We start from the raw sequence: 15,837 nt of genomic DNA, 5'->3' as shown, positions 1-15,837 counted from the left end.
CCGTGTGCTGCTGTCCGCGTGGCGGCGTATAATCGGCGGCAGATGACTTGAACGTTAGGAAACCATGACCGATAGCATGCAGCAGATGGCGCTCGACACGCTCGGCGCCTATTTTGGCTACACCTCGTTTCGCCCGGGACAGGACCGCATGGTCGATGCGATCCTTGCCGGTCGTGATGCGCTGGGTGTTATGCCCACGGGCGCCGGCAAGTCCATTTGCTACCAGGTGCCCGCGCTCATGCTGCCCGGCATCACCTTTGTGGTGAGTCCGCTGCTGTCGCTTATGGAGGACCAGGCCCGTGCGTTGCTCGCGGCGGGTGCGCGACCCAGCTATCTCAACTCCAGCCTTACTCCGGCCCAGCAAAACACCGTGCTCAAGCGGGCGCGCGAGGGCCGCTACCAGCTTATGTACGTGGCGCCCGAGCGCTTGCTCGAGCCGCGTTTTTTGGCCTTTGCGCAGGAAGCCGCGGCGGACGGCGGCATTGGCGTGCCGCTCGTGGCCATTGACGAGGCCCACTGCGTGAGCCAATGGGGCCAGGATTTCCGCCCCGCCTATCTGCAGATTCGTGAGTTCATCGATTCCCTGCCGCAGCGCCCCATCGTGGCGGCGTTTACCGCTACGGCGACCGAGCGCGTGCGCGCGGATATCCAGCAGATGCTCGGCCTGCAAAACCCCGCGACGGTGGTGACGGGCTTCGATCGCAAGAACCTCTACTTTGGCTGCGAGGAGATGGGCGACAAGGCCAAGGCCGTGTGGGTGCGTGACTACGTGATCGCGCATTCGAGCGAGAGCGGCATCGTGTATTGCTCGACCCGCAAGACGGTCGACGCGCTGGCCGCGGAGCTTGCCGAGGCACTGGGCCCCAGCGGCATTCGCGTTGGCCGCTACCATGCCGGCATGGGCAACGACGCCCGCCGCCAAAGCCAGCGCGCCTTTATCGACGACGACATTCAGGTGATGGTTGCCACCAACGCCTTTGGTATGGGCATCGACAAGCCCAACGTGCGCTACGTGATCCACAACAACGTGCCCGAGAGCATCGAGGCCTACTACCAGGAGGCGGGTCGAGCCGGCCGCGATGGCGACCCGGCCAGCTGCCATCTGCTGTGGAACGGTAACGATTTTCGCATGCGTCGCTTTTTGATCGACCGCGGCGATGCTGCCGATGAGGCGCTCGACGACGAGCAGCGCGCGTGGGCGCTCCAGAATCGATATCGTCTGCTCAGCCAGATGGAGGGCTACTGCAATACCACCGGCTGCCTGCGCGAATACATGCTGCGCTACTTTGGCGACGAGGCCGCGGCCGAGCATGCCGCGGCCAGTACGGGCGGCACCGCCACGGACGACGTCGAGAGCTGCGGCAACTGCAGCAACTGCCTCACGCAGTTCGAGGTCGAGGACGTCACCGATATGGCCCGCGCCGCTGTGCGCTATGTGGCCACGCGTCCTATGCGCTTTGGCAAGTCGCTCATCGCCGATGTGCTCCACGGCGGCAACACCGAGCGCATTCGCCAGATGCATCTGGACGAGGACCGCGGCTACGGTGAGCTGTCGAGCGAATCGGTCGGGCGCATCAAGGACATCATCGGTCAGCTGTGCGGCCGCGGTTATCTGGCCACCTCGCAGGGGCAGTACCCGGTCGTGGGGCTGGGTTCGCGTGCCGTCGAGGTCGAGGATGAGGCGTTCGCCTTTACCGTTAAGCGTCGCGCGTCCAAGCGCAAGGCCTCGGCCCGCGCCCGCCGCGCCGTCGATCTGCTGCGCGAGGAGGCCGAGCTGGATCAGCGCCCGCGTGTTGGCGACGATGCCGAGCTGTTCGAGCGCCTGCGTGCCCTGCGCAAGGAGATCTCGACCGAGCTGGAGATGGCGCCGTACATGGTCTTTTCCGACAAGGCCCTGCGCGGCCTGTGCCGCCTACGCCCACAGACGCGCGACGAGCTTATCCAGGTCAACGGCATCGGCGAGAAAAAGGCCGACGCCTTTGGCGAGCAGTTTATGGCGGCGATTGAAGAGTTTGAGTCCGAGCATGCACGGAATGGAGCATAACGATGGCATCCGATGATAAAACCGAGCGCACTGAGGTGTCCGCTGTGCCACTGTACCAGCAGGTTATGGACGACCTAAAGGGCGAGATCGCGCGCGGCGTGTACGCAGCCGGCTCGCGCATTCCTTCCGAGATGGAGCTCGCGAAGTCCTACGGCGTGGGTCGCGTCACCGTGCGCCGTGCCATCGAGGAACTATCGCGCGCGGGCTACCTCAACCGCCAGCAGGGGAGAGGCACGTTTGTGTGTGCACCCAAGCTCAAGCGCAAGATTGTCCAGAAGGGCGATGTTCAGAGCTTTACCGAGGGTTGCGCTGCCAACGACATGGTGTCGGGTGCACGTCTGGTGTCGCGCACGGTGGTAGCGGCGACGCGCGAGGATGCGGCGTTCTTTGGCGTGGAGCCCGGCTGCGAGCTTATCGTGGTCGAGCGCGTACGCACGGCCGACGGCGTGCCCGTCATGCTCGAGAACAACGCCTTTGTGCTGGCTGACCATCCTTATCTGCAGACGCTTGCCGATAAGGACCTCGCCGATAACTCGATCTTTGCGCTCGTTGCCGAGCATTCAGGCCGCGCACCGCTCAAGTCCGACCCTTGCACCGTGGAGATCGCGCTCGCCGATGCTCAGGCGGCCCCGCTGTTGGAGGTGCCGGTCGGCGAGCCGCTCTTCTATATGGAGGCGTACTTTACCGATGCGGACGATCGGCCCTTGCTGCTCGGACGCCAAAAGATCGTGGGCTCGCGCTACGTTTTCGACATCTAACGTCCATAGATAGAACAACATAGAACAAGTTTGGTGAAATGACTTCACGAGCGTCGTCGTGCGTGCTATAAATAGGACAACATAGAACGACCGCAGGTACAAGCTGTCGTCGTTCAAAACCGCCACACAAGGAGGAACATCAGGATGAATGCACATGATCTGGTTCAGGAAATCATCGAGCGCAAGGGTAAGATTGAGAATGTCTTTTGGATTGCTTGTGGCGGTTCGATGATTGACCTGATGCCGGCCAACGAGCTGCTCAAGCGCGAGGCCACCACGTTTACCTCGACGGTCTACACGGCACGCGAGTTTTGCCTGATGGCCCCCAAGAGCCTTGGCGAGAAGTCGCTCGTTATTGCCTGCAGCCACAGCGGCAACACGCAAGAGGTCGTCGACGGCTGCGAGATGGCGCTGGCTGCCGGCGCCGAGGTCGTTGCCCTCACCGACTGCGAGGGCTCCAAGATCGACAACGGCAAGTGGACCACCTGGGTCTACCCCTGGGGCGAGGGCGTGCCGCAGGCCGAGGTGCCTCAGGGTATCGGCGCTCTGATCGCCGCCGAGCTGCTCGACCAGCAGGAAGGCTACGAGGCACTCGCCGACATGTACGAGGGTCTTAAGCAGATGGACGCGCTGCTGCCCGCCGCGCGCGAGAAGGTCAACGCCGAGCTGGGTGCCCGTTTTGCCGAGCTCTGCCAGCAGCACGAGTTCTTCTATATTCTGGGGTCCGGCCCCAACTTTAGCCAGACCTACGCCATGGCCATCTGCTCGCTCATGGAGATGCAGTGGCAGCACTGCTGCTACATCCACTCCGGCGAGTACTTCCACGGCCCGTTCGAGGCTACCGAGCCCGGCGTGTTCTACTTTGTACAGCTCGGATCGGGCGAGTGCCGCCCCATGGAGGAGCGCGCGCTGGCGTTCCTCAACACGCACACCGATACGGTCATGGTGCTCGATGCACTCGAGTACGGCGTGGGCGAGGTACCCGCCAGCGTGCGTTCGTACCTGGAGCCGATCTTCTTCTACAACATGAGCTGCGAGCTGCGCGCCGCCCGCGGAAAGGTGTTCGACCACAGCCCCGAGGTTCGTCGCTACATGGGCATCGAGCAGTACTAGGTAACGGGAAAAGCATTCACCTTCGATTCGCAAGCGAACAGCGTGCGTAAAAAGCGGGCCGCGCCGGTGGGTTTCCGGCGCGGCCCGCTTAGTATCGCGCATAGATTCGCAAGGTTGCGGCAGCCAGCGGCTTACTTGGCGTCGTAGGCCTCGGCATCCCACCAGTCGAGCTGGGCGATGTTGTCGCGGATGTGCTGGCAGCTCTTGTGGAAGCCCTCGAGCTCGTGCTCGGACAGGTCGAGCGTGTAGACCTCCTCGACGCCCTCGGCGCCGATCACGCACGGCAGGGAGGTAAAGATGCCCTCCTCGCCATACTGGCCGGTCATAAGCGTAGAGGCCGAAAGCACGGCGTGCTCGTTGTGCAGCACGGCGGCGCAGACGCGCGCGGCGGAGTTGGCAACGGCGTACTCGGTGCACTGCTTGCCCTGGTAGGTCACATAGCCGCCCTTGCGTGCAAGCTCCTCGACCTCCATGTGGTCGAAGGCGTACTTGTCGGGGTTCTCGGCCTGAAGCTCGTTGAGGTTTTTGCCGGCGATGGTTGCGGCCTTAAAGGCAGCAAGCTGGCTAAAGCCGTGCTCGCCGATCATGTAGGCGTCGATGGACTTGGGGCTCACGCCGACCTTCTTGGAGATCTCGGTGCGCAGGCGGGCGGAGTCCAGGCCGCAGCCCGAGCCGATGATCTTCTTGGGATCGTAGCCGGTCAGGTGCCACAGCTCGGTGCACACGACGTCGCAGGGGTTGGAGATGCTCACGAAGATGCCGTCAAAGCCGGCGTCGACGATGCGCTTGGCAAAGGTGCGGGCGGCGTCGGTGGTAAAGAACAGTTCGCCGTCGCGGTTGCCGGCGGCCAGCGCGACCTTGCCGGCGGCGTTGACGATGACGTCGCAGCAGGCCAGCTCCTCGTAGTGGTCGTAGCAGTTGACGATCTTGGTGTTGTACGGGACAAATGAAAGGGAGTCGCGCAGGTCCTGGACCTCGGACGTCACCTTGGCCTCGTTGATATCGCACAGGTACAGCTCATCGGCAATGCCCTGCATGAGCAGGCTGTTGGCGACATGTGCTCCTACGTGGCCCTGGCCGACCACACCGATCTTACGCGTCTGGTACATATACGTATCCTTTCGGCCGAGTTTTTCGCGCCGAACCATTGTAGCGTCCTGCTACTACTTTGCTAGGCTAAAGCGCCGTAGATTTTTGGGACATGCCTTAATCTCTACTTTTGGAGTGATTTGGGCTGCTGACGGCATCGCTGGGCGATGTGCTCGCGCGGATGGCGCCGGTCGTTGTACCATAGTTGCAACTGACTCGTAAGGAGCATCCATGCCCATTCGCATCCCCGACGCCCTCCCTGCCGCCGCGCAGCTCGAGAGCGAGAACATCTTTGTCATGACCGAGTACCGCGCGCTGCACCAGGACATTCGTCCGCTGCGCGTGCTCATCCTCAACCTCATGCCCACCAAGATCGCCACCGAGACGCAGATCATGCGCAAGCTCTCCAACACGCCGCTGCAGGTGGAGGTGGATCTGCTGCGTACCAAAACGCACGAGGCCACGCACGTGAGCGCCGGCCACCTGGAGACGTTCTACCGCACGTTCGACGACATCCGCGACATCCACTACGACGGCCTGATCATCACGGGCGCGCCGGTGGAGCAGATGCCGTTCGAAGAGGTCGACTACTGGCCCGAGCTCTGCCAGATCATGGATTGGTCCACCACGCACGTGCACTCTACGCTGCACATTTGTTGGGGCGCGCAGGCGGGGCTCTACCATCATTACGGTATCCAGAAGTACGACCTGCCGGCAAAGGCGAGTGGCGTGTTCGAGCATTATCTGGTGAAGCCGCAAAGCCCGCTGGTCCGCGGCTTTGACGACCGTTTCTATGCCGTGCATTCGCGCAACACCGATGTGCGCCGCGAGGACGTGGAGGCCGAGCCGCAGCTTGAGGTCGTGGCCGTGTCCGACGAGGTGGGCCTGTACATCGTCAAGTCGACCGACAGCCGTCGCTTCTTTGTATTTGGTCACCCCGAGTACGATACCGACACGTTGCGTCTGGAGTACGAGCGCGACGTTAAGCGCGGGCTCAACCCTCGGGTGCCGGCGCATTACTTCCCGGGCGACGATCCCACCGCCGAGCCGCGCAACGTCTGGCGCAGCCAGGCTCAGTTGCTCTACACCAACTGGCTCAACTACTACGTCTACCAGACCACGCCCTACGACCTGGCCCGCGCCGGCGAGGAGCACTAGGCCGTCGGGAGGTGCGCCAGCCGTTAGGCGCTGACGATGTGGGGCAGCGGCAGGTCGTGGGCGTCGGTGGGAACGTGGCCGACGCGCTGTTCGTCAAAGGCGATGCCGATGATCTGACATGTGGCCGAAAGCGTGGGCAGGTAGCGGTCGTAGCAACCGCCGCCGTAGCCCAGGCGCGCGCCGGTTTGGTCGAAGGCCACGAGCGGCACGATAATCATGTCGAGAACATCGGCAGGCACGATAGGGAAGCGGTCGCTGTCGATGTCCATGGCTGTGAAGGCCCGCGTGGGGTGGGCGATAAACGGAGCCGCGGACGCATCGTCGACAGCAACTGCCCGCATGCACATGCGCTGGCCACAAGCTGTGGCTTCGGCTGCCGAGAGCATGCACGGATAGGCCACGCGCCAGTCGCGTTTGGCGGCCGCCGCGGCAAACGCGGCGGGATTGACTTCGGAACCCATCGCGGCATAGACGGCAACGGTGTGCGGTGCCGCGGGATCCGAGCGACCCAGTCGCTCAACAAGCCGCGCACAGATAACGGCAGACTTCGCCGCCCGCACATCCAAATCAATCGCATCGCGCCGGGCAATCACCGCTCGCCGCAATTTAGCCTTGTCCATCCCAACCTCCTTTAGCAAACCTGCCAAAAAGGGACAGGTTTATTTTGGCAGGTTTTATCTGGGCAAACAGCAAAACAACCACGAAGGGGATACATGCACCTTCGTGGTGGTCTGTGCTGTGATGGGTGTCTGCGGCGGTTTGTCTCGATCTGTAACAGTAACTCGGCAAAATTGGACTTAGATGTTACAGATTGAGACAAAGAGCTGGTGCCGTTCGGGAACGTCTCGATCTGTAACATCTGGAGCCGATATTGCCGTCTAGATGTTACAGATCGAGACAAACCGCCGCGGTGGGCTGCGCCGCCTCGCCCAAGCCGCAGAAAAAGGTAGATTTCCGGGCATGTCCCAAAAATCTACCTTTGTGCGTTAGCCCAGCAGGTCGATGACGTTGAAGCCGGCGTTGCTCTTGGCGATGACGTCGCGGCCGCCAAAGACGCAGGTGGGTGACTCGGCTGCGATGCGCGTTACGTTGGCGCCGAGCGAGCGAAGCTCACCGGGCGTGGCGGCGAGCATCTGGGCGCGGCGCTCCTCGCGCGCATGCGGATCGAGCCCGGCCAGGTAGGTCGTGTTGCGGCGCTTGGTGAGCGCGTACGGCTTCACCGGCGCGTCCATGCCGCTCACGCAGCTCACGATAAAGCCCTCAAAGGCGGCCTCGTCGGGCTCAAAGCTGCCGAGCCATTCGCCTGCGCGCGCCACGCGCTCAATCGAAGGATCGATCGCCGGGTCGCGGTAGGTGTAGAACGCCGCCTGACGCTCGCCTGCCGCGCGGAATCCGCAGCCGTACGCGCCGCCCTTCACGCGGATCTCGTTCCACAGGTAATCGTAGGAGAGCGCGTTGGCAGCCACGGCCCAAGCGCCTGTCACGTCAATGCCCAGGCGACGCGGATCGCATGCGCTCGCCGCAAAGCAGATGTCGCTGGGGATGACAAAAGCCTCGTGGCGGTCGCGCGGCGTCGGCACCACGAGCGCGTCGCGGCCGGCATCAGCGCCACCGCCAGCGTCCAGCCCCAGGTCGCCCGCGGCATCCCAGTACGCGTCAAAGTCCTCGTCGCTGCCGGTAAAGCTCGCCATGCAGCCATCGGCCACAAAGATGCGCTCCGCCAGCTCGGCAAGCTTGGTACGCAGCCCGTCCACGCGCTCGTCAAAGTGCTCGAGCAGATCGCGCAGGAACAGGTAGAAATCCACGCCCGAAAGCTGCTCGCGCACCACGGCCGAAGGCGAGCTGTAGCTCATCGCGCGACCGAGCGCCGCCGAGTGGCCGTTGTTGATAAAGCCCTGCTCAAGCCCAATGCGAATCTGCGTGAGCACGTCGCGCACGCGGTCGGCGTCGGCATCTGCCAAAAGCGTGTTCGACCATACCTCGCGCGGCAGGCTCGCCAGCGCATCGATCTTCTCGGACAGGGCGCCGGCGCTCACCAGCAGGTAGGGGCGCACGCCGTCCACTTCGGGCTGCGTCATGACTTCGGTCGTAAAGCTTAAAAAGCCGAGCTTGCCAGCGAGCAAGTTGTCGAGTTCCTCGGCCGAGTGTTCGCGCGTGGGCAGCTGCTTAAGCAGGCGGCAGAGCAGCGTCACATAGGGCAGGTCCTCAAACGCGATGCAGCTCAGGTCGAAATACTGCATGGCGTAGGCCAAACGGTTGGTGGGGATGCCGTGGCGCAGGCAGGGGATGGGCGCGGTCGTGTCTACGACCAGCGGCGGCTCGGGGCGCGCCTCGCCAATGTCGGACACGCGCAGGCGCGGCAGCGTGGCCTTGGCCTCGGGCGTGTCTTCTGCCTCCTGCACGCCACGCAGCGCGGCCGTGCGCTCGACCACGTCGGCCAGCTCGGCATCGGTCATGGCATCGCGCTTGGCTGCCAGCTCGGCGGCCTCGGCACCCTCCGAACCCTCGGCGGCGTCCACCGGCACCAGCTCGACCAACGCCATGTGATCGTTCTGCAGCACCAGCTCGCGCAGCAGGTCCTCAAAGTAGCTGCCGTCCAGGTCGCCGCGCAGCTCCTCGTACACCGGGCCGTACTTGAGCGCCAGCGTCGCGGCGTCGTCATCGTAGAGCCACGTGCTCAGCGCGTCGCACGCAATGGCCACGCCGTCGGCGATGCCGTAGTCGCGCTGGCGCAGGTCGTACTCGTTGCTGCTGATGATAGCCTCCAGGCGCTCGCGCGGAACGCCGTGCTCGCACAGGTCGCGGCAGGCGTCCTGGAACACGCGACGCAGCTCGCGCGCTATGCCGGGCTGCGCGTTTTGCAGCATGATGAGCTCGTAGGGCTGCAGGCTCTCGGCCGCGGTGTAGCTCACCACGTTGCCGCCCAGGCCGGCGGCCAGAATGGCCTTCTTAACTGGTGCCTCGTTGGAACCCAGCAGTGCCTCGAACAGGATATCCGCCGCGATCGTGCGCTTGCGGTCGAGCGCGCTGCCCAGCACCAGGCCCAGGCCTACCAGGGCGTTCTCGGGCGTGGTGGCCATCTCGATGCGCTTGTACTCGCAGGTCACGGGCGCCTGCACGTCCAGCGGATTGGGCGCCAGCGTGGACGGGTCCTCGCCGGCGGCAACGGCAGCGTCCATGCGGCGGCTCGCGGCACTCGGCTGCGACAGATAACGTTCGTCCAAAAAGGCCAGTGCACGGTCCACGTCCAGGTCGCCGTAGAGCGTGATGTAGGAGTTGGAAGAATTGTAGTGGCGCGCGTGCGTGTCCAGGAACTGCTCGTAGGTGAGCGCGGGAATCGCGCGCGGGTCGCCGCCGCTCTCGTGCGCATAGGCGGTGTCGGGATAGAGCGCGGCGTTGACGGCATCGTCCAGCACACTCATGGGGTCGGACAGCGCGCCCTTCATCTCGTTGAACACCACGCCGTTATAGCGCAGCGTGCCCTCGCGCAGGCTCGCGAAGCTGTCACCGCCCTCGCCCTCGACGCCCTCCGGCAGGTCCAGCTCGTAGTGCCAGCCCTCCTGCTCAAAAATGGTGGGTTTGGTATAGATGGCCGGGTTGAACACCGCGTCCAGATACACGTCCATCAGGTTGTACAGATCCTGCTCGTTGGTGGTGGCAACGGGGTAGATGGTCTTGTCGGGGTAGGTCATGGCGTTGAGGAACGTCTGCATGGAACTCTTGATCAGGTCGACAAACGGCTCCTTGACGGGAAACTTGGCCGATCCGCACAGCACCGAGTGCTCAAGAATATGGAACACGCCGGTGGAATCGGCCGGAGGCGTCTTAAAGCCAATGGCAAAGGCCTTGTTTTCGTCGTCGCACGCCAGGTACAGCAGGCGAGCGCCCGAGGCAGTGTGGCGCAGCACGTAAGCGTCCGAGTCGAGCTCGGGCACGGTCTCGCAGCGCTCGACGGTAAAGCCATGGCAGGTGGCGTCGGGCACCAGCAGCGCGGCGGCTGCGGCGCGCGGGTCGGTTGAGGTGGTGGACATATGCAGTCTCCTTTGACGCCCCAGCGGGGGCGAATCGAGTCGAATCCTCGAGAGTATACCCATATGGGGCCGCGACTCTGCGGCGAACTGACGACGATGCCAGCGGATTGGGCATAGGTCCCGCGTGCCCGCCGCACGAGCGTGGAAAATTGGACACTCTCGATATCCGACCGTCCGAAAATCCTCGCTCGTCCATCACTCGCGTATCTCTCGTCTCTCATTCGTCTCTAATATGAGAGATGACAGGAAGATGAGAGAAAAATATGAGAGATAACTGAGCAGCAAAGAGACAGGCAATCATGGTATTGTCTCAATACCAATTGTTCTACCAGCAAAAATATGTATAAATGAAGCAAATGGTAGACATTCCATCTCTATCTATCCCTTATCTCTAAGCCGAGAGATAGAGAGATAAATGAGAGATAATTACGAGAGATAACTGAGAGACGAGGGAAATCTATCCGTGGCATTCTCCGCGGGACCGAGCGAAAGGACGTGCAGATGAACGAAAACGAGCTGACCGGTCTGCTTGAGTCTTTAAGGCGTATGGGCTCGGATGATCTTAACGTCGAAGTGAAGGAGAGCGCCACGACGCTTTCCCGCGACGTGTGGGAAACGGTGAGCGCATTCGCGAACACTGCCGGCGGAACCATCGTGCTCGGAGTGAGTGAGCGCGCAGGTTTTGTCCCGGTTGAGAACTTCGAGACCGAGAAAGTGCTCAACCAATTTGTGTCAGGCATGGGTGATGCGGGCGGTCGAGGAAAGCTGGCCAATCCGCCTAAATACACGATCGAGCGAGTGGAGCTTCAGGGCGTCATCGTTCTCGTCATTACGATTGAGGAGCTCGATCCGTCGAGCAAGCCCTGCTATGTCATAGAGCGGGGCGCCCAGGGCGGCAGCTACAAGCGCATCGATGACAAAGATGTGCCGCTTTCATCGACCGAGGTGCTCGCATTGGCGTCATACGGTCGAGCGACTCCGAGCGATCGCGACGCGGTGGCGGGTGCGGGCGCGGACAATCTCGACGAGACGCTGGTCGACCGTACGATAGATCGGGCTTTCTCGTTGACGCCCCGGGCAATGCGAGGCGCGCCGGACAAACAAACGAAGCTGGAGCGCCTAAATATCCTTGATTCCCAGGGCAATGTCACCAAGGCTGGACTCCTAGTTGTGGGCACCTACCCTCAGCAGTTCTATCCCAAGCTCTTCATTGACGTGGCTGTCCATGCGGGAACTCAGAAGGGCATGGCGGGGTCGCTGAGGTTCATGGACCGCACAATCTGTGAGGGAACGTTGGGCGAGATGATCTCGGATGCCGTCGCAGCCGTCGCCAAGAATTTGCGGCGAACCTCGACCGTCCAAGGCGTCTCGCGTGTCGACTCGCTTGAGATTCCCGAGGAGGTTCTGCGCGAGGCAATCGCCAACGCCGTAATCCATCGAGAATACGGGGATCGGTTCTGTGGACAATCGATTGCCGTCGACGTCTTTGACGATCGTGTCGAGGTGACGAATCCTGGCGGCCTTTACGGGGGAAAGACTCGCGAGAACTTGTTTGACGGCAGCTCCCGATGCCGTAACGCGACGCTTGTGAAGCTCATGTCGATTGTCCCGCTGCCGGATGGCGCAGGTTCGCCGGCTGAGGGCAATGGCTCGGGCATCCCGATGATGATCGATGCCATGCGCGCGCATGGTCTGGCCGAGCCCCTGTTCTGCCCGGGATTCGATCGGTTCAAGGTCGTACTTTACCGTTCAAAGATCGAGCCGGTCGATCATGGCGGGGGCTTAATTGTGACGGCACTCAAACACTACGGCGAGCTGGGGACGCGCGAGCTGGCAGAGCACACAGGGCTCACAATTTCCCAGGTTAGGTCGCGCGTCAACGCGCTCATTGCTCAAGGCGAGCTTGAGCCCACGGCGCCGGCGACGAGCCGCAACCGCAAGTATCGACTGTCGGAGCGCGTGGGATAGATGCGTTAGTGGACGAGGCGACCCAATAATCGACTCTCGATTGGCGTCCATTAAGGTAAAGCGGTTGTTGCCCAGTCGACGGTGATGCTAAAGACTCGGCTTACGCCGGCATGGCCCCGAACCCGTCCATCAAGAACAGCCTAAGAACCAGCTTGATGACATTTCCCGGTTTGACTTCTGCCGCGTCAAAGACGTGGCGCTCGGCGAGCTCGCTGCAGTATGCATAGATGTCGCGGATAAGGTCCGCGCCCGAGAGCGTAAACATGTAGCCTGCGTCCGAAAGCGTATTGGGCGCGGCGGGCAATTTGGTCATGCGACAAAAGGTCAACAGGTCGGGCGCCATAGCGTCCTGGTAGCCAAGATGGCTGCCGTCTTCTTGTGCGACGAGTTCCAGCTGGCGTACTCGATTCAGCGCCGCTGCCAGCACAAAGCTCGGTGTGGGAGCATTGACGTCCTCCGTGCTCGCCACGAGTCTGCCTGCTGCCTGCGTGACAAGCCAGGCGACCTCGCGCTGGCAGCGCACGGCCTTGCGTGTAACCGGCTTGATGGACGAAGAAGAAACGCTTCCCTTAGGCGGATTCGAAACAGCCACAAGAACCTCCCATGAACGACCCGGCCCAACAAGCCCGGATGAAACACGTGCTACATCAGTATACAGGGAAGTGGGGTGGAAAAACGGAGTCGACAGCGTGAACTGCCGGCTCCGGATTGCTTGCCTTAGAGGCCGTACACTTCGACCATAGCTTCGCCAATGCGATGGGGCACGCCGGTGACGAGTGCGTTGCCCATGCAGAAGGCCCGATGGCCATCGGTCATGCCCGTATCGGTCCAACCTTTCGGGAATCCCTGAAGCTGATCGAGCTCGTCGGGAACAAGACGGCGGAAACGGCCATCGGGACATTCGATGACGTGCTTGAAGCGGCTCGCTCCCGTGCCGCCTTCTCCCGTGAGGATGGTGCGGCTCGGCTTGTCGGTGGCATCCGGGAAGCTCATGGCTCCCTCGGAATACGTGTACGTAAAGCCTGTCTTTTTGTTAGTGCGCTCTTCGCGCTTGCTGCCCTTAAGGTAGCGCCAGTCGGGAAGCTTTTCGTCGGAGATGTAGAACTGCTCCGGGACATCAGCCTCGTCGACAAGCACGTCGCCAAGCACGTGGCGCTCACCGTGATAGTCCTCGGCAAAGTCGCAGGTCAGAACATGACAGCCCTGCATGACGCCAGCATTCTTGAATTGAGAGGTCTTTTGGCCGACGCCAAAACGAGTTGAGTTCTCGTAGGGGTCGGGCAAAACGTCGAGCTCGGACATCTCGTCGGGATAGATGGCGGGGAAGGCTTTAGCCATGACGCCGTTGTGCATGCGATTAACGAGATCAACCTTGCCAGCGTCCTTTTCGCAGAAGATATAAACACGCTTGCGACGCTGGGGGAAACCGTATTCGGCAGAGTTGACCACGCGCCATTCGACCGTGTAGTCGAGGTCGGCAAGACAGCTTAGGATGATGGCGAAGTCGCGACCGCGTTGAGACGCGGGCGACTTGAGCAGGCGGTCGACGTTCTCAAAGAGACCGAACTTGGGCTTCTTCATTTCGAGGAAGTGATAGATGTCCCACCAAAGGACGCCCTTCTTGCCCTCGATGCCGTGTGCCTGATTGAGCGGACGCGCGACAGAGTAGTCTTGGCAGGGGAAACCGCCAACAACCATTTGGACATCGGGGATTTCGATTTCTTTCGCCTCGGCCTGCTCCAGGACCTTATTGATGTCTTCGTTGACGACGGAATCATTGCCGAAGCGATCCATGTAGCAACGGGCCGCGAACTGACGCGCCTTGGTTCCGGGCGGCTCCCACTGATTGGCCCAAATGGTGCGGAAGGGGCCGGCGGGCTTCATATAAAATTCGGGATGGCGAGGGTCGGCATAGCCTTCGAGACCCAAACGAAATCCACCGACGCCCGCAAAAAGCTCGGCAATATTAATCTCAGACACGTTTCTCCAATCGCTGCTGTGTCCGGTTATGGTGGTCACAACAATAACCGATCGAGGGGACAATCAAGACCTCAATTTTCTGGGCGTTAGTAGTTGCTCTGAACTACCATGAGGTTAGTTGCGAGTTTCGGAGGTATCCCGTGTCTAAGAAGTGCCTCGATTTCAAGCGCATGCTTGACGATACTGATTTTTCTGACCCCTCAAGTATTGAGCGCTATGCTGCCAATCTCGATGGCATGACGTTCCGCGATATTCTCGAGCTCGGTATTGCTCCGGAGGGGGAGAGTGCGCCCAAGGACTTTGGCTCCAAGAAGTATAAAGGCGGTATGGGCACTCTTATCGAAGAACGTTACTTTGGCTACAAGGCCAATAGTGACGATCGCCCCGACTTTCCCGAGGCGGGCGTTGAGCTCAAGGCAACGTGTTTTGATGTGCTCAAGAACGGCCGGAAGTCTGCTGGCGAGCGCCTTGTCCTGACCATGATTCCTTATGACCGACCTGTTTCGCTCGACTACGACAGTTCTCACCTCAAGACCAAGCTCAGCAATATCCTGTTGATTTACTACGGCCGAGATCGTTCCATCGATAAATACGACCAACGCATTGAGCGTGCGGTCATGGTTCGTCTGCCCGAAGAGGACATGAAAATCATTCGCGCCGACTACGAGAAGATCATTTCCTATATTCAGGATGGCCGTGCGGACGAGCTTTCAGAAGGCATGACGACTTATCTGGGTGCTTGCACGAAGGGCGCAACTGAGGCCACAATGTGGGCGGACCAGTATTATGAATACTTCAATACCGATACGGGCGAGATTGAGCGCCATCGCGCAAAGCGTCGCGCCTTTTCCCTCAAGCGCTCGTATATGGACTATGTGCTCCATACTTATGTCCTCGGTGCTCCGCGAGTCGGGGAGAGCATTGTTCAGGACGATGGCAAGTCTATCGATTTCGAAAGTTACGTAACTGGACTTATCGAGCGCCATTACGGTGAGACTGATCGTCAAATTGCCGAACAGTATGGACTGGAGTACACGGGCAATAAGGCGCAGTGGACAACGCTCGTTTATCGTATGCTCGGAATCAAAAACAATGCTGCCGAGGAATTCGTCAAGGCAGGCATTTCCGTCCGAACTGTTCGAGTTAACAACAGGGGGCACATCGAACAGGCTATGTCGTTCCCACCGTTTGAGTTCAAGCGTTTGATTGAAGAAGACTGGGAGACGTCGCCTCTTCATGCGTGCCTTGAGACCAATCGCTTTTTCTTCGTTGTGTTCCGTGAGGACCACGATGGCGTGCTGCGTCTCGATCGTTGTTTGTTCTGGGCAATGGGAGAAAACGAAATCGAAGGCCCAGCGAAAGCTTGTTGGGATGAGACACGAAAGGTAATACGTGAGGGCGTTGAGCTCAATCCGTATCGGGATGCGAGCGGAAAGCTCAAAGTGACTAACAATCTGCCCGGTATGGCGGACAATCCAATTGTTCACGTTCGCCCGCATACGTCAAAAGCGGCTTACAAGTTTGCCGATGGAACAGAGATCGGTGACATCGCAAGGAATGCTTACGAACTGCCCGACGGGCGCTGGATGACGAAGCAATCGTTCTGGTTCAACAAGGGCTACCTGGAGCATATTCTGGGGCTGTAGCGTTTCGAGATTATTTAACAATCAACCCCCGCTCCTCGATACCTCGATGT

The 15,837-nt window shown here is 60.9% G+C and carries 11 protein-coding genes; 6 read left to right on the top strand and 5 right to left on the bottom strand.

Going from position 1 to position 15,837, the window contains the following annotated elements; genetic code table 11:
- The first annotated feature begins 64 nt into the window (after window positions 1-64).
- The 3 genes from RX395_RS04325 (at window position 65) to RX395_RS04315 (ending at window position 3,915) form a co-directional block, all read left to right on the top strand.
- On the top strand, window positions 65-2,044 hold the full coding sequence (locus RX395_RS04325) for a RecQ family ATP-dependent DNA helicase (RefSeq protein ID WP_316365728.1): 1,980 nt from the start codon (window positions 65-67) through the stop codon (window positions 2,042-2,044).
- Between the two features lie 2 nt (window positions 2,045-2,046).
- The gene (locus tag RX395_RS04320) at window positions 2,047-2,802 is read left to right on the top strand and encodes a GntR family transcriptional regulator (RefSeq protein WP_316365727.1); all 756 of its coding nucleotides are present in this window, start codon (window positions 2,047-2,049) and stop codon (window positions 2,800-2,802) included.
- A gap of 144 nt (window positions 2,803-2,946) precedes the next feature.
- Window positions 2,947-3,915: an SIS domain-containing protein gene (locus RX395_RS04315; RefSeq protein ID WP_316365725.1), complete on the top strand. Its 969-nt coding sequence runs from the start codon at window positions 2,947-2,949 to the stop codon at window positions 3,913-3,915.
- 131 nt (window positions 3,916-4,046) lie between these two features.
- On the opposite strand, the gene RX395_RS04310 is transcribed toward RX395_RS04315, so the two are convergent.
- On the bottom strand, window positions 4,047-5,024 hold the full coding sequence (locus RX395_RS04310) for an L-lactate dehydrogenase (RefSeq protein WP_316365723.1): 978 nt from the start codon (window positions 5,022-5,024) through the stop codon (window positions 4,047-4,049).
- 211 nt (window positions 5,025-5,235) lie between these two features.
- On the opposite strand from RX395_RS04310, the gene metA reads away from it, so the two are divergent.
- Window positions 5,236-6,162, top strand: coding sequence for a homoserine O-acetyltransferase MetA (metA, locus tag RX395_RS04305; protein ID WP_316365721.1), 927 nt, complete (start codon window positions 5,236-5,238; stop codon window positions 6,160-6,162).
- Window positions 6,163-6,185: 23 nt separating this feature from the next.
- Here metA and RX395_RS04300 read toward each other — a convergent pair whose 3' ends face one another.
- Together RX395_RS04300 and RX395_RS04295 are read right to left on the bottom strand one after the other, a co-directional pair.
- On the bottom strand, window positions 6,186-6,782 hold the full coding sequence (locus RX395_RS04300) for a 5-formyltetrahydrofolate cyclo-ligase (protein ID WP_316365719.1): 597 nt from the start codon (window positions 6,780-6,782) through the stop codon (window positions 6,186-6,188).
- A 366-nt stretch (window positions 6,783-7,148) separates the two neighbouring features.
- The gene (locus tag RX395_RS04295) at window positions 7,149-10,193 is read right to left on the bottom strand and encodes an insulinase family protein (protein ID WP_316365717.1); all 3,045 of its coding nucleotides are present in this window, start codon (window positions 10,191-10,193) and stop codon (window positions 7,149-7,151) included.
- Between the two features lie 501 nt (window positions 10,194-10,694).
- Between RX395_RS04295 and RX395_RS04290 the strand changes: the two genes are divergently transcribed.
- Window positions 10,695-12,161 carry an ATP-binding protein gene (locus RX395_RS04290; RefSeq protein WP_316365716.1) on the top strand — a complete coding sequence of 489 codons (1,467 nt, stop codon included), beginning with the start codon at window positions 10,695-10,697 and terminating at the stop codon, window positions 12,159-12,161.
- 100 nt (window positions 12,162-12,261) lie between these two features.
- On the opposite strand, the gene RX395_RS04285 is transcribed toward RX395_RS04290, so the two are convergent.
- The gene (locus tag RX395_RS04285) at window positions 12,262-12,753 is read right to left on the bottom strand and encodes a hypothetical protein (protein WP_316365714.1); all 492 of its coding nucleotides are present in this window, start codon (window positions 12,751-12,753) and stop codon (window positions 12,262-12,264) included.
- A 125-nt stretch (window positions 12,754-12,878) separates the two neighbouring features.
- Window positions 12,879-14,141 carry a DNA (cytosine-5-)-methyltransferase gene (dcm, locus tag RX395_RS04280; protein WP_138113926.1) on the bottom strand — a complete coding sequence of 421 codons (1,263 nt, stop codon included), beginning with the start codon at window positions 14,139-14,141 and terminating at the stop codon, window positions 12,879-12,881.
- 140 nt (window positions 14,142-14,281) lie between these two features.
- Here dcm and RX395_RS04275 point away from each other — a divergent pair, with 140 nt between their 5' ends.
- Window positions 14,282-15,787, top strand: coding sequence for a Sau3AI family type II restriction endonuclease (locus tag RX395_RS04275; RefSeq protein ID WP_316365711.1), 1,506 nt, complete (start codon window positions 14,282-14,284; stop codon window positions 15,785-15,787).
- The last annotated feature ends 50 nt before the right edge of the window (window positions 15,788-15,837 follow it).

Source organism: Collinsella aerofaciens (assembly GCF_032584215.1).
GTDB lineage: Bacteria > Actinomycetota > Coriobacteriia > Coriobacteriales > Coriobacteriaceae > Collinsella.
Note: the sequence above shows the minus strand (reverse complement) of the source record. Positions and strands in the feature narration are given on the sequence as shown.